This is a genomic window from Nonomuraea sp. NPDC049695 (assembly GCF_040674955.1).
Taxonomy (GTDB): Bacteria; Actinomycetota; Actinomycetes; order Streptosporangiales; family Streptosporangiaceae; genus Nonomuraea; species Nonomuraea helvata.
Genome location: NZ_JBFANV010000003.1, coordinates 215,693 through 228,878, shown reverse-complemented (window position 1 = coordinate 228,878; position 13,186 = coordinate 215,693). Strand labels below are relative to the sequence as shown.

Genomic DNA, 13,186 nt, shown 5'->3' with positions numbered 1-13,186 from the left:
GGAGACCGCCAAGTTGTTCACGTGCGATAGACGGAGACTCCGTCAAGGTCCTCCTTGGACAGGCGCCGCATGAGGTAAAGCCCCTCAAGAGCGAACTCCAGGGCCGCCGCCGCATGTCCGGGCGACTCCTCGCCCGCTCCCATGCCGAGACGGGACATGACCTTCGCCAGCCCGGGGATGGGGCCCATCCGGTGCAGGAGCTCGCCCGCGGGGACCAGCTCGCCCGACTCCACCTGGGTGCCCGCGGAGAACTTGTCGATGATCGCGGACAGGTCCATGCCGCCCAGCCGGGTCCTGAACGTCTCCGCCGTGGCCCTGCGCAGCAGGTGAGCGAGGATCTCGGTCTCCCTGCCCTCCTCGCTGACCTCGAACTCCACCTTGCCCCGCAGGCTGTGGACCACGGAGGCCAGGTCGACCACGCGCGTGACGGCCTGCTCCTCGCCCGCGATCGCCGCCCTGCGCACGGCCGAGGCCGCGGCGGTCTCGGCGGCCGCGATCGAGAAGCGCGCCGACACGCCGGAACGGGCGTCCACGGCCGTGGACTCGCGTACCAGCCGGGTGAACCGGGCGATGACCTCGATCAGGTGCTCGGGGACGTCGGCGCCGATGTCCGGCATGGACTCCTGGCGGATGAGCGTGAGCTCGTCCTCCACCGTGAGGGGGTAGTGGGTGCGGATCTCCGCGCCGAAGCGGTCCTTCAGCGGGGTGATGATCCGGCCCCTGTTGGTGTAGTCCTCGGGGTTGGCGCTGGCGATGAGCAGGATGTCGAGCGGCAGGCGCAGGTTGTAGCCGCGTACCTGGATGTCGCGCTCCTCCAGCACGTTGAGCAGCGACACCTGGATCCGCTCGGCCAGGTCGGGCAGCTCGTTGACGGAGAAGACGCCGCGGTTGGTGCGCGGGACCAGGCCGTAGTGGACGGTCTCAGGGTCGCCGAGCCTGCGCCCTTCCGCGATCTTGATCGGGTCGACGTCGCCGATCAGGTCGCCCACGGAGGTGTCGGGCGTGGCGAGCTTCTCGCCGTAGCGCTCGTCGCGGTGCTTCCACGCGACTGGCAGCTCGTCACCCAGCTCCCGCGCTAGCGCCTGGCAGCGCGTGCAGGCCGGCGCGTACGGATGGTCGTTGATCTCGCAACCCTCGACGACCGGGGTCCATTCGTCGAGCAGGCCCGTGATGGTGCGGATGAGCCGGGTCTTTCCCTGGCCGCGCTCGCCGAGGAGCACCAGGTCGTGCCCGGCGAGCAGCGCCCGTTCCAGATGCGGCAGGACGGAGTCGTCGAAGCCCACGATGCCGGGGAAGCGGGGCTCGCCCGCCCGCAGCTTGGCCAGCAGATTTTCCCGGACTTCGGCCTTGACGGTGCGATGAACGTGGCCGCTCTCTCGCAACTCGCGGAGAATACGTGGCTGATGCACGGGATCGAGACTACGTCCCCCGCGAGCAAACCGGCAGAGACTTTCGCATCTGGCGGAGATTTCGGATCTCAACCATTGAGTGACGGTTCGTGCGCGTGCTTGTCCTTTTAGTGGGGAGAATGCGGCCTAGGGAACTTTGACATGCCGAGGGAGGCGAGACGCGTGGCCTTGATGACTAGTCGCTTCGCCGACGGCCTCGCCGTGGGTTCCGACCTGGTGGAGGCCGCGGAGACCGCCGTCGGCCGGGCCCTGTCGAGGCTCAGCGGCCGAGCGGACCTGGTCTGCTTCTTCATCTGCGGCGACGATCCGGACGACGTCGCGCGGGCCGGTGAGGCCGCGATGAAGCTCGCGCCCGACGCGCACGTGATCGGATGCAGCGCCACGGGAGTGATCGGCGACGGGCAGGGAGTCGAGCTGACGCCGGCCGTGAGCGCGTGGGCGGCGACGCTGGACGGCGCCAGGCTGACGACGTTCGCGCTGGAGACGCTGACGGCCGAGGACAGGTTCGTGGTGGTCGGGCTGCCCGAGCGGGGCGGGGACGACCATGTGGCGATCCTGCTCGCCGATCCGTACAGTTTCCCGACCGACGCCTTCGTGGAACGCTCGGTCGACGTGCTCGGCGACCTGCCGCTGATCGGCGGGCTGGCCAACGGGCTGCAGGGCCGGGGCTCCGTACGGCTGTTCGCCGACGGCGAGGTCTACACCGAGGGCGCGATCGGCGTGCTGATCAGCGGCCCGGTCAAGATCAGCACCGTGGTGAGTCAGGGCTGCCGCCCGATCGGTCCCAGCATGGTCGTCACCGCGTCGGAGGACAACCTGCTGCTGGAGCTGGCCGGTCAGCCGGCGCTGGCCCGGCTGGAGGACATCGTCAGCGAGCTGGACGAGGACGACCGCGAGCTGGTCGCCTCCGGCCTGCAGATCGGCGTGGCCATGAACGAGTACGCCGAACGCCACGAGCGCGGCGACTTCCTCATCAGGGGGGTCATCGGCATCGACCCCGAACGCGAGGCCGTGGCCATCGGCGACATCGTGGAGATCGGCAGGACCGTGCGCTTCCAGGTGCGCGACGCGGCCACCGCCGACGAGGACCTGTACGACCTGCTCGACGCCCACCGGGAGCAACTCGGCAAGGTGGACGGGGCGCTGCTGTTCTCGTGCAACGGCCGGGGCTCGGCCATGTTCGGCACGGCGGACCACGACCCGGTCGCCCTCCGCGACACGCTGGGGCCCATCGGCATGGCCGGCTTCTTCGCCGCCGGCGAGGTCGGCCCGGTCTCGGGCCACAACCACGTACACGGGTTCACGGCCTCGGTCCTGGTGTTCTCCAGCGCCGGCCCATGAGCCTGAGCCGGTCCCGTACGGCAGGCCGCCGGTGATCCTCGCGATCGACGTCGGCGGCACCAAGATGGCCGCCGGCCTGATCGCCGACGACGGCACGGTGACCAGGTCCGCCCGGGTCGCCACGCCACAGGGCGCGGACGCTTCGACCCTGTGGAAGACGCTCGTGGACCTCGTGCAGCCGCTCTCCGCAGGCGTCGACGGCGTGGGCGTGGGCTGCGGCGGTCCCATGACCTGGCCTGACGGGGCCGTCTCACCCCTGAACATCCCCGGCTGGCGCGGCTTCCCCCTGCGCGCCCGGCTGGCCGCCCGCTTTCCCGACGTTCCGGTACGGCTCCACAACGACGCCGTCTGCCTGGCCGTGGCCGAACATTGGAAGGGCGCCGGGCGGGGGACCTCCGACATGCTGGGCATGGTGGTGTCCACGGGCGTGGGCGGCGGCCTGATCCTGAACGGCCGGCTGGTCAACGGCCGTACGGGCAACGCCGGGCACGTCGGTCACGTGATCGTCGAACCGATCGGCGGCCCCCGGTGCGGCTGCGGCGGCCACGGCTGCCTTGAGGCCGTGGCCCAGGGCCCCGCCCTGACCGCCTGGGCCCTGTCCCGCGGCTGGACCCCCGGCTCCACCCGTTCCGGGACGGTCGCCCGGGCTGCGAGCGCCACCCCGGAGCCCGTGCGGGCGGGGAAGGGCGGCTCGGAGGTGGCGCCCGGTGGAGTCGGCGCCGCGTCCGGTGGGTCCCCAGGTGGGGCGGGGTGGGCCGGGGGCGTGGGGGAGGCGTACCGGGAGGATCGGGCGGTCACTGCGCGGGCGTTGGCGGCGGACGCGCTGGCCGGGGATCCGGTCGCGCTGCTGGCGATGCGCCGCGCCGGGCGCGCGCTCGGCATCGCCATCGCCTCGGCCACCCACCTGTGCGACCTCGATCTGGTCACGATCGGCGGCGGGCTGTCGCAGGCAGGCGAGCCGCTGTTCGGCCCGCTGGAGGAGGCGCTGCGGGAGCACGCCAGGATGACCTTCGCCCGCCGGGTGAAGGTCGTGCCCGCCGCCCTGGGCCAGGAGGCGGGGCTGGTCGGCGCCGCCGCGCTCATCCTGGCCGGCGAGCGCTACTGGAGTTGAAGGCCCGGCGACCCCGTCTGCTCGGGAAGGCCGCCGGGCCTTGGAAGGCCGCCACACTTCAAGGAGGGGGTCACTCGGTTTCGGTGGTGGAGCCGGGGCCCTGGTCCGTGCCTTCCGTCCTGGTGACCGGGCCAGGCCCGCCATCGTCCTTGGCACCGGGGCCGGGCGCGGGCATCGAGGTGGGCTGGCAGGGCGCGACCGGACCGTTCACGACCGTGAGCGACATCGCGAACGGCGGCTTGTCGTCGCCGTCCTTGCTCTTGGAGACGGCCAGCACCAGCGTCTCGCCCACCGGCACCTGCCCCTCCTCGATCTTGAAGGAGATCCCGCCGCCCGACCGGCCGACGCTCGCCGCGAACTTCCCGGTGCCGGACCCGCGCTCGCCACGCGGCTCCTTGCAGGTCTGCCCCTCGGGCAGGTAGTCCACGACCGCCCTTACCCCGGCCCTGGCCAGCTCCCCGGCCAGGCCCTCGGGGTCGCTGAACTCGTTGATCCGCACGTTGACCACCCCGTCGGCGCCCTTGGTGACCGCGTACGCCGGGGTGCTGTTGAGCCCGGCCAGCACCACCACCGCGGTGGCGGTGGCCGCGACCCCGGCCACCGCGGCCGACAGCCCCACGAAGCGCCGCCTGGAAGGGCGCTCGACCGGGGTCACGGTCGTCGCCGTCGCGTTCTCCGCCTTCCGCGTCGTGATCTCTTCCTTGAGTGCACCGAGAAGGCGCTCTTCGAAGTTGCTCATACCTGTCCCTCCACGTACACAGGTGAAGACGGGCTTCCCATCTCGGCGACAGGCCCAAGGGCCCGTCTGGCCCGGTGCAGCCGCACTCGTGCGGTCACCTGCCTGATGCCCAGGGCCGCGGCGGCCTCGGCGACGGTGAGCTGGTCGATCGCCACCAGCTCCAGCACCGCCCGCTCGCCCTCGGGCAACCGGCGCATGGCCTCCAGGGAGCGGCGCATCCGGCGCTCGGCGTCGACCCGCTCCTCCATCCTGATGAGATCGTCATCGTCCATCAGCCGGCGGCCGGCGACGCGGCCGGTCGCCCGCGCCTCCCGCGCCGCCTTGCGATGCTGGGCCGACACGACGTTGCGCGCGATGCCGTACAGCCACGCGATCTCGCTGCCCCGGCCGGGCACGTAGGTGTGCGCCGAGTCCAGGACCGCCAGGAAGATGTCCGCCGTCAGGTCGGCGGCGAGGTGAGGGTCGCTCACCCGCCGGACCACGAATCGCATGACGGCATCGACATGGCGGCGATAGAAGGCCTCAAAGGCCGCAGGGTCCTCGTTGAGGCGCACTGGCCTCGCTCCCTTCGTCGTTCGCCTTACACCCGTACTTGGACCGAGCGACGAGAAGCGTTTCCGTCCGGCTCAGGCAGGGCGTTGCGGCTGGAAGAGCCAGGCATCGAAGAGCGGGCGGAGGTTCTTGCCGGACTGTTGCTCGGCGAGGCGGATGAACTCCTCCGTCGTGACGTTGCCGTAGCGGTGGTCGGCGGTCCACGTCTTGAGCAGCTTGAAGAACGTGGCGTCGCCGATGGCCTTGCGCAGGGCGTGCAGCGTCATGGCGCCGCGGGAGTAGACCGACGCGTTGAACAGGTCCTCGGGCCTGGCCCGTCCCGCCGGGTAGGCCCAGATCGGGTCGCTCGCCGGGCGGGCGTGCTCCTGGTTGAAGATCGCCTCGGCGGTCTTGCCGCCCTTGTGCTCCGACCAGAGCCACTCCGCGTACGTGGCGAAGCCCTCGTTGAGCCAGAGCTCACTCCAGCGCTTGATGGACAGGCTGTCGCCGAACCACTGGTGGGCCAGCTCGTGGGCGATGATGCTCGGGTCGGGCTCGAAGCCCCCGTAAAGCGGCTTGGTCTGGTTCTCCAGCGCGTAACCGGCGGCGAAGTCGTCGACGATGCCCCCGGTCGAGGAGAACGGGTAGGGGCCGAACACCGTGGACCAGTAGTCGGTGATCTCACCGGAGAGCTTGAAGAGCGTGTTGAGCGACGCCTTGAACTTGGGGTCGACGGCGGCGGTCTCCGCGATGCCGGCGGGCGTGCGGCCCTCGCGCAGGTCGAACTTGCCCATCGTGGCCGTCGCCAGATAGCTCGCCATCGGCTGCCGCTCGCGCCACCGGAAGGTGGTCTTGCCCTGGGCGGTCGTGGGCCGCCCGACGAGCTCGCCGTTGGCCAGGGCGGTCACCCCGGCGGGAACGGTGATCGTGAAGTCGTACGTGGCCTTGTCGGCCGGGTGGTCGTTGTTGGGGAACCAGGTCTTGGAGCCGTCGGGCTCGGAGGCCACGAACGCGCCGTCAGGGGTCGCGACGAATCCGAACGTGCCCAGGTTGGCGCTGTCCCTGATCGGCTGGGGCTGCCCCGCGTAGGTGACCTTGACGGTGAAGCGGGACTTGACGTCGATCGGCTCGGACGGCGTCACGGTCAGCTCGCTGCCCTGGCGCCGGAACGTCGCGGTGGCGTTGTTGACGGTGACCTTGCTCACGGTCATCCCGGAGAAGTCGAGGTTGAAGCTCGACAGGTCCTGGGTGGCGGCGGCCTTGATGGTGGCCACCCCGTGGAGCTGCTTGGTCACCGGCACGTAGTCGATGTCCAGGTCGTAGTGGGAGACGTCGTAGCCGCCGTTGCCGTCGGTGGGGAAGTCGGGATCGCCGATGCCGGCCGCGCCGGGCCGGAATTCGGTGAGCGGCGGCGGGTCGTCGAGCCGATGGTCGGCGAGCGGCGGTTTGTCCGCGGGCGCGCAGCCCAGCACGCTGATCAGCGCCGCCATCAGTGCCACCCAGCGCTTGTAGGAACGCATCGGCTTACGAGCCCCCTTCGAATTGTGACCAGAAGCTTACGCTGTGTTACGCGTTGACGACGACCGTCCTGGCCACCTTGTCATGCAGGGCTTGTTTGCGCGGGTCGAAGAGGATCCAGGCGAGGTCCACCAGCATGCCGACGCAGCACAGCCACTCGAGCCCGGCCGCCACGGCCTGCCTCACCGCGGCCTGGGACACGGTGATCCGGGCGCCGCGCTCCTGTACGACCCGCATGCCGAACAGCCTCTTGCCCAGGGTCTGGCCGTTCCAGAAGGCGTGCAGCAGCCAGAAGTACAGGAAGGCCACGAGCCCGGCCAGGAAGGTGTGCTCCACCGGATAGCGTTCCCACGCGCCTCTGCCCCGGTCCCAGACGTACTCCCAGCTCGGAAACGTGAAAGGGACGGAGACGACGTTGATGATGAGCCAGTCGAGGACGCCGGCGAACAGGCGTCGCCAGCGTCCCGCCAGCCCCGGTGGTGATCCCATGATGTCCTGATGACCACCACTAAGTCGGGGCAAACTAAAGGTTGCCCCTCCGTTCCTGCTCGCGCTCGATCGCCTCGAACAGGGCCTTGAAGTTGCCCTTGCCGAACCCGAGCGACCCGTGCCGCTCGATCAGCTCGAAGAACACGGTGGGCCGGTCCTGCACCGGCTTGGTGAAGATCTGCAGCAGGTAGCCGTCCTCGTCGCGGTCCACGAGGATCTTCCGCCGCTTGAGCTCCTCGATCGGCGCCCGCACCTGCCCGATGCGCGCCCGCAGCTCGGGGTCGTCGTAGTACGAGTCGGGCGTGTCCAGGAACTGGACGCCGGCCGCCCGCATGTGGTCCACCGTGGTCAGGATGTCGTTGGTGGCCAGCGCGATGTGCTGGACCCCCGGCCCGCCGTAGAACTCCAGGAACTCGTCGATCTGCGACTTCCTGCGGCTGATGGCCGGCTCGTTCAGCGGGAACTTGACCTTGCGCGAGCCGTCCGCCACGACCTTGGACATGAGCGCCGAGTACTCGGTGGCGATGTCGTCGCCGACGAACTCGGCCATGTTCGTGAAGCCCATCACCTTGCGGTAGAACTCCACCCACTCGTCCATCTTGCCCAGCTCGACGTTGCCGACGCAGTGGTCGATCGCCTGGAAGAGCCGCCCGTTCTTGGTGCCGGGGGGCGCGACCAGCGGCTCGGCCGCCACGTATCCGGGCAGGTAAGGGCCGCCGTAGTTGGACCTGTCGACCAGCGTGTGCCGGGTCTCGCCGTAGGTGGCGATGGCCGCGATCTGCACCTTGCCGTGCTCGTCCTCCATCGTGTACGGCTCCGCCAGCCCCCTGGCCCCGTGGGCGACCGCGTGCGCGTACCCCGCCTCGACATCGGGCACCGCGATGGCCAGGTCGATCACCCCGTCACCGTGCTCGGCCACGTGCCTGGCCAGGTCCGTGCCCGGGCGGAGGGAGGCGCGGAACTCGAACGTGGCACCGCCCGAGACGAGCACGTACGCGACCTCGTCGCGACTGCCGTTCTCGGGGCCGCGGTAGGCCACCAACCTCATGCCGAACGCGGCCGAGTAATAGTGGGCCGCCTGCTTGGCGTTGCCCACGGCGAACACGACGGCATCCATGCCGTTGACCGGAAAAGCGTCATTCATAAGTCCAACTGTCGATTTTCCTGGGCGAGCTGCGCAACAGTTACCTGATCCGGTGGACAAGCTGCCTAGCTTCTCCGGGAAATGTCCGGTAAATCTGTACAGTATGACGATCGATGACCTTGACGCCCGGCTGATCGCGCTCCTGACGGAGGAGCCCCGCCTGGGCGTGCTCGAATGCTCGCGCCGGCTCGCCGTGGCCCGCGGCACCGTGCAGGCCCGGCTCGACCGGCTGATCGCCAGGGGCGTGATCACGGGGTTCGGGCCCGACGTGTCGCCCGAGGCCCTCGGCTACGGCGTCACCGCGTTCGTCAGCATGGAGATCAGGCAGATCGCCGGGCACGATCCGGTGGCCGACCGGCTGGCCGCGATCCCCGAGGTGCTGGAGGTGCACACGATCACCGGCGACAGCGATCTGCTCTGCCGCGTGGTCGCGCGGACGAATGCCGATCTTCAGCGGGTTATCGACCGGATAGTGGACGTTCAGGGTGTGCTCAGGACTAATTCGATCATCGCCCTGGACACACCGGTTCCATACAGAGTGCTGCCGTTGGTCGCCGATGTCCCGCGCAGGAGCTAGCTCCCGCCGTACTATCGCTGTGGGACGGGGCACCGATATCGATCGTTTACCCTTGGCATTCGCCCAGCTTGCGGGGGTTGTCCGAAGGTGACGAGGGGGTCGGGGTGCGGAGCGGCGGTGGTAACGGGATGCGAAAACGGCGGGTTCTCAGGCTTCTACTGATTTCTTTTGGTGCAGGAATCCTCGTACTCGTCGGGCTTTTCGCGGTCGCGTGGGCCATGACCCCCATTCCCGACTCCACGCAGAAGGAAGCGACTGCACAGGGTTCGGTGATCTATTACCGCGACGGCAAGAGCGTGATCGCCCGCCAGGGCATCGACCGCAAGAACGTCGAACTGGCCAAGGTGCCCGAGCACGTGCGCGACGCGGTCATCGCGGCGGAGAACCGCTCCTTCTACGAGGACGGCGGCGTGTCGGTCAAGGGCACCGCGCGGGCCGTCTGGTCCACCGTCAGCGGGCAGCAGCTCCAGGGCGGCTCGACGATCACCCAGCAGCTCGTACGCAACTACTACAGCGGCCTCAGCCAGGAGCGTTCCGTCACCCGGAAGTTCAAAGAGATCCTCATCGCGATGAAGGTCGACCAGTCCAAGTCGAAGGACTGGGTGCTGGAGCAGTACCTCAACACGATCTACTTCGGCCGCGGCGCCAACGGCGTCGAGTCGGCCGCCCGCGCCTACTTCGGCAAGCACGTCGACCAGCTCAGCGTGGCCGAGGGCGCCTATCTCGCGGCGGTGATCCAGCAGCCCAGCCGGTTCGCCGACCCCAAGGGCGCCGATCTCGAGGCGGCCAAGGCGCGCTGGCAGTCGGTGATCGACGCGATGGGCCAGACCGGCACGCTGACGCCCGAGCAGGTCGCCGCCCAGCGCTTCCCCGAGCTCGCGGCCCCGAAGAAGCCGTTCGAGCTCAAGGGCCAGGCCCAGTACATGCTGGGGCAGGTGACGGCCGAGCTCAACCGGCGCGGCTACACCGACGAGGACATCAACGGCGGCGGCCTGAAGATCGTCACCACGTTCGACAAGAAGCTCATGCAGGCGGCCCAGCGGGCCGTCAACGACGTGCTGCCCGACTCGACGCCCAAGAAGGTCCGTACGGGGCTCGCGGCCGTCGATCCGGCCACCGGTGAGATCGTCGCCTTCTACGGGGGCAAGCCTTCGCAGTCCGAGCACTGGGACAGCGCGTTCTCGTCCAAGGTCCAGGCGGGTTCGACCTTCAAGCCGTACACGCTGGCGGCGGCGCTCGACAACGGCTTCGACCTGTCCACCAGGGTCAACGGCAACTCGCCGATGCGCGTGGCGTCGGACCCGAAGCCGATCCCCAACGACAGCGACCGTTCGTACGGCCAGATCAACCTGGTGCGGGCCACCCAGAACTCGGTCAACACCGCGTTCGTGGACCTCGGCCAGAAGGTCGGCCTCGACAAGGTCGCCGCCGTCGCCGAGAAGGCGGGCATCCCCAAGGCGCAGATCGAGCAGCAGCAGAGCTACGCGTCCTTCCCGCTCGGCGTTTCCTCGGTCAGCGCCGTCCAGAACGCCTCGGGCTTCTCCACCTTCGCCAACAAGGGCACGCACATGGAGGCCCACGTGGTGATGTCGGTCACCGACGCGAAGGGCAAGAAGAAGGTCATCGAGCCGGTCGCGACGCGGGTGGTCAGCGAGCAGGCCGCCGCGGACACCGTGTACGCGATGCAGCAGGTCGTCAAGTACGGCACCGGCACCGCCGCCCGGCTCTACGATCGCCCGGTGGCCGGCAAGACGGGCACCACGGACAAGTCGAAGTCGGTCTGGTTCAACGGGTTCACGCCGCAGCTCGCCGTCGCGGTCGACATGTTCAGGGAGGACAACGCCACCGTCACGATCCCCGGGTACGGCACGCAGTTCGGCGGCCAGCTGCCGGCGCAGATCTGGCGGGCGTTCATGACCGAGGCCATGGCGGGCAAGCCGGTGGAGGAGTTCCCCGAGCCGTCGGACTACGGCTGGGGGCCCGACTACTCCACGCCCGACTACAACCAGGACGTTCCCCGGCAGGACTACACGTCTCCGACGAACCCCAACGACTGGAACAGCACGCCCACGCCTGACCCCACCGGTCCCACGGCCACGGACCCGCCGTCGACCGATGCGCCGAGCGACAACGGTGACGGGCAGAACGGGCAGCCGGACCAGCCGCCCGAGCACACGGAGCCGCCGGCCACGCAGGCCCCCGTCCCCACGACAGGTGGCGACACGGGGACCGACCCTAACACGGGCCGCCCGCAGACCGGCTAGCGCGCGTGCTTCAGTGGAGGCTGCTCACCCTGCCAGCTCGGCGCGGAGTTCCTCGACCGTGCTCACGGGCATGCGGCAGGTGAATCCCCTGCACACGTAGGCGGCAGGAGCCCCGCCGACGAGCCCGCGGCCCTCCAGGAGCTCCGGGAATTCGCCGGGGCCGAGTGCGACCACCAGCCCGGGAACGTCGGCCAGCAGCGCCTGCCGGTGCAGCGCCACCGTACGCGGGTCGTCGGCCGGCCCGATCACGGCGACCTCCACGGGGCCGTTCAGCGCCGCCCGCGCCACGGACAGCCCCCACCCGGCGAACCTGGCGTGCCCCGTGGCCAGCACGGACACGGTGCCGAGCGCGGCCTGGGCGGCCTCACGGTGCCGCGTGGAGCCGGTCAGCGCGCCGTACGACAGCAGCGCGCCCGCGGCCGCGTACTGGCCCGATGGGGTGGCGTTGTCGGTGGGGTCCTGCGGCCGCTGGAAGAGCCGCTCGGCGTCGTCCGCCGTGTCGTAGAAGCCGCCCGTGCCGTCGGCGAACCTGTCGAGCACGGTGTCCAGCAGGGACCCCGCGAGCCGCAGCCACCTGGCCTCGCCGGTCACGCCGTACAGGGAGATCAGGCCCTCGGCCAGGTTGGCGTAGTCGTCGAGCACCCCGGCGTTCGTGCCGGCCCTGCCGTCCTTGGACGTACGCAGCAGCCTGCCGTCCACCACATGCGTGCTCGCGAGCAGCTCGGCCGCGCCCGTGGCCGCCGCCACAAGGTCGGGCCGCTCGAACGCCAGGCCGGTCTCCGCCAGCGCCGCGATGGCCAGGCCGTTCCACGAGGCCACGACCTTGTCGTCGCGCCCGGGGCGTACCCGCAGGTCTCTTGCGGCGAGCAGCCGGCCGCGGACGCCCGCGTAGCGTACGGGGTCGTCGGGGTCGCGCGGCAGCTGCAGCACGGACGCGCCGTGCTCGAACGTGCCGGTCACCGTCACCTCGAAGAGCTCCTGGGCCCAGCGGCGGTCGTCCTCGCCGAGCACGTCGCGGAGCTCCTCGGGCGTCCAGACGTAGAACTTGCCCTCCACGCCCTCGCTGTCGGCGTCGAGCGCCGAGGCGAACCCGCCCTCCTTCGTGCGCAACTCGCGCAGCATCCAGTCGGCCGTCTCCAGCGCCACGCGCCGGGCCAGCTCGCCGCCGCCCGCCTTCCACCAGTGCGTGTAGACGCGCAGCAGGAGCGCGTTGTCGTAGAGCATCTTCTCGAAGTGCGGCACCACCCATTCCGCGTCCACGCTGTAGCGCGCGAACCCGCCGCCGAGCTGGTCGTACATGCCGCCGCGGGCCATCGCCTCGAGCGTCCTGCCGCTCATCTCGCGCTCACCGGAGCGCAGCAGGAACTCCAGCACCATCGACGGCGGGAACTTCGGCGCCCCGCCGAACCCGCCGTTCGCCGCGTCGAACTCCTCGCGCAGATTACGCACGGCCCGCGCCAGCGTCTCCTCGTCGGGCACGGCTCCGCTGGGCAGGGTGGTGCCCGCGTTGAGCGCCTCCACCACCTTGGCGCCCTGCTCCAGCACCATGTCGCGGTCGCCCCTCCAGACGTTGTGCACCTCGGTGAGCAGGCGCTGGAAGTGGGGGCGCGGGAAGTAGGTGCCGCAGTAGAACGGGTGGCCGTCGGGCGTCGCGAACACCGTCATCGGCCAGCCGCCCTGGCGGGTCATGGCCTGCGTGGCGCTCATGTAGACGGCGTCCACGTCCGGCCGTTCCTCGCGGTCGACCTTGATGTTGACGAAGTGCTCGTTCATGAGGCGCGCGGTTTCGGCGTTCTCGAAGCTCTCGTGTGCCATGACGTGACACCAGTGGCATGCGGAGTAGCCGACGCTGATGAGCAGCGGCACGTCCCGCCGCCTGGCCTCCGCGAACGCCTCCTCACCCCAGGGGTGCCAGTCCACGGGGTTGTCCGCGTGCTGGAGCAGGTAAGGGCTTGTGGCGTCTTTCAAGCGGTTCATCAGGACCTCCCCTGATCAGCCTAGTCCGCCCCCGACCCGGCACCCCTCGACCGCCACCTCCCCGGCCCTGCGTGACAGGGAGGGCA

General features: G+C 70.0%; 11 protein-coding genes. 4 read left to right on the top strand and 7 right to left on the bottom strand.

The window, feature by feature from the left end; genetic code table 11:
- Nucleotides 1–17: 17 nt before the first annotated feature.
- Entirely contained in the window at nt 18–1,409 is a 1,392-nt protein-coding gene (locus AB0J64_RS04565) for a sigma 54-interacting transcriptional regulator (RefSeq protein ID WP_364020512.1), read from the bottom strand.
- Between the two features lie 171 nt (nt 1,410–1,580).
- On the opposite strand from AB0J64_RS04565, the gene AB0J64_RS04560 reads away from it, so the two are divergent.
- Together AB0J64_RS04560 and AB0J64_RS04555 are read left to right on the top strand one after the other, a co-directional pair.
- Nucleotides 1,581–2,750 (top strand): FIST N-terminal domain-containing protein, encoded by a 1,170-nt coding sequence (locus AB0J64_RS04560; RefSeq protein ID WP_364020690.1) that lies wholly within the window; start codon nt 1,581–1,583, stop codon nt 2,748–2,750.
- A gap of 31 nt (nt 2,751–2,781) precedes the next feature.
- Nucleotides 2,782–3,861: an ROK family protein gene (locus tag AB0J64_RS04555; protein ID WP_364020509.1), complete on the top strand. Its 1,080-nt coding sequence runs from the start codon at nt 2,782–2,784 to the stop codon at nt 3,859–3,861.
- Nucleotides 3,862–3,931: 70 nt separating this feature from the next.
- On the opposite strand, the gene AB0J64_RS04550 is transcribed toward AB0J64_RS04555, so the two are convergent.
- The 5 genes from AB0J64_RS04550 to hppD form a co-directional block, all read right to left on the bottom strand.
- Entirely contained in the window at nt 3,932–4,600 is a 669-nt protein-coding gene (locus AB0J64_RS04550; protein WP_364020506.1) for a hypothetical protein, read from the bottom strand.
- Entirely contained in the window at nt 4,597–5,154 is a 558-nt protein-coding gene (locus tag AB0J64_RS04545; protein WP_364020503.1) for an RNA polymerase sigma factor, read from the bottom strand. Before AB0J64_RS04545 ends, AB0J64_RS04550 begins: the two co-directional genes overlap by 4 nt.
- Nucleotides 5,155–5,226: 72 nt before the next feature.
- Nucleotides 5,227–6,651 carry a M1 family metallopeptidase gene (locus AB0J64_RS04540; RefSeq protein WP_364020500.1) on the bottom strand — a complete coding sequence of 475 codons (1,425 nt, stop codon included), beginning with the start codon at nt 6,649–6,651 and terminating at the stop codon, nt 5,227–5,229.
- A 46-nt stretch (nt 6,652–6,697) separates the two neighbouring features.
- The gene (locus AB0J64_RS04535) at nt 6,698–7,138 is read right to left on the bottom strand and encodes an RDD family protein (RefSeq protein ID WP_364020497.1); all 441 of its coding nucleotides are present in this window, start codon (nt 7,136–7,138) and stop codon (nt 6,698–6,700) included.
- 34 nt (nt 7,139–7,172) lie between these two features.
- Nucleotides 7,173–8,282 carry a 4-hydroxyphenylpyruvate dioxygenase gene (hppD, locus tag AB0J64_RS04530; RefSeq protein ID WP_364020494.1) on the bottom strand — a complete coding sequence of 370 codons (1,110 nt, stop codon included), beginning with the start codon at nt 8,280–8,282 and terminating at the stop codon, nt 7,173–7,175.
- Between the two features lie 103 nt (nt 8,283–8,385).
- Here hppD and AB0J64_RS04525 point away from each other — a divergent pair, with 103 nt between their 5' ends.
- Nucleotides 8,386–8,859, top strand: coding sequence for an Lrp/AsnC family transcriptional regulator (locus AB0J64_RS04525; RefSeq protein ID WP_344992846.1), 474 nt, complete (start codon nt 8,386–8,388; stop codon nt 8,857–8,859).
- 218 nt (nt 8,860–9,077) lie between these two features.
- On the top strand, nt 9,078–11,123 hold the full coding sequence (locus AB0J64_RS04520; protein ID WP_364020491.1) for a transglycosylase domain-containing protein: 2,046 nt from the start codon (nt 9,078–9,080) through the stop codon (nt 11,121–11,123).
- A 24-nt stretch (nt 11,124–11,147) separates the two neighbouring features.
- Here the strand turns inward: AB0J64_RS04520 and AB0J64_RS04515 are convergent, their stop codons facing one another.
- Nucleotides 11,148–13,100: a thioredoxin domain-containing protein gene (locus AB0J64_RS04515; protein ID WP_364020488.1), complete on the bottom strand. Its 1,953-nt coding sequence runs from the start codon at nt 13,098–13,100 to the stop codon at nt 11,148–11,150.
- Nucleotides 13,101–13,186: the final 86 nt, after the last annotated feature.

What these genes read in the sequence shown, in the direction of transcription:
- AB0J64_RS04560 (WP_364020690.1), top strand. Translation starts at nt 1,581, where the DNA reads ATGACTAGTCGCTTCGCCGACGGCCTCGCCGTGGGTTCCGACCTGGTG.
- AB0J64_RS04550 (WP_364020506.1), bottom strand. Translation starts at nt 4,600, where the DNA reads ATGAGCAACTTCGAAGAGCGCCTTCTCGGTGCACTCAAGGAAGAGATC.
- AB0J64_RS04540 (WP_364020500.1), bottom strand. Translation starts at nt 6,651, where the DNA reads ATGCGTTCCTACAAGCGCTGGGTGGCACTGATGGCGGCGCTGATCAGC.
- AB0J64_RS04535 (WP_364020497.1), bottom strand. Translation starts at nt 7,138, where the DNA reads ATGGGATCACCACCGGGGCTGGCGGGACGCTGGCGACGCCTGTTCGCC.
- hppD (WP_364020494.1), bottom strand. Translation starts at nt 8,282, where the DNA reads ATGAATGACGCTTTTCCGGTCAACGGCATGGATGCCGTCGTGTTCGCC.
- AB0J64_RS04525 (WP_344992846.1), top strand. Translation starts at nt 8,386, where the DNA reads ATGACGATCGATGACCTTGACGCCCGGCTGATCGCGCTCCTGACGGAG.
- AB0J64_RS04520 (WP_364020491.1), top strand. Translation starts at nt 9,078, where the DNA reads ATGACCCCCATTCCCGACTCCACGCAGAAGGAAGCGACTGCACAGGGT.
- AB0J64_RS04515 (WP_364020488.1), bottom strand. Translation starts at nt 13,100, where the DNA reads ATGAACCGCTTGAAAGACGCCACAAGCCCTTACCTGCTCCAGCACGCG.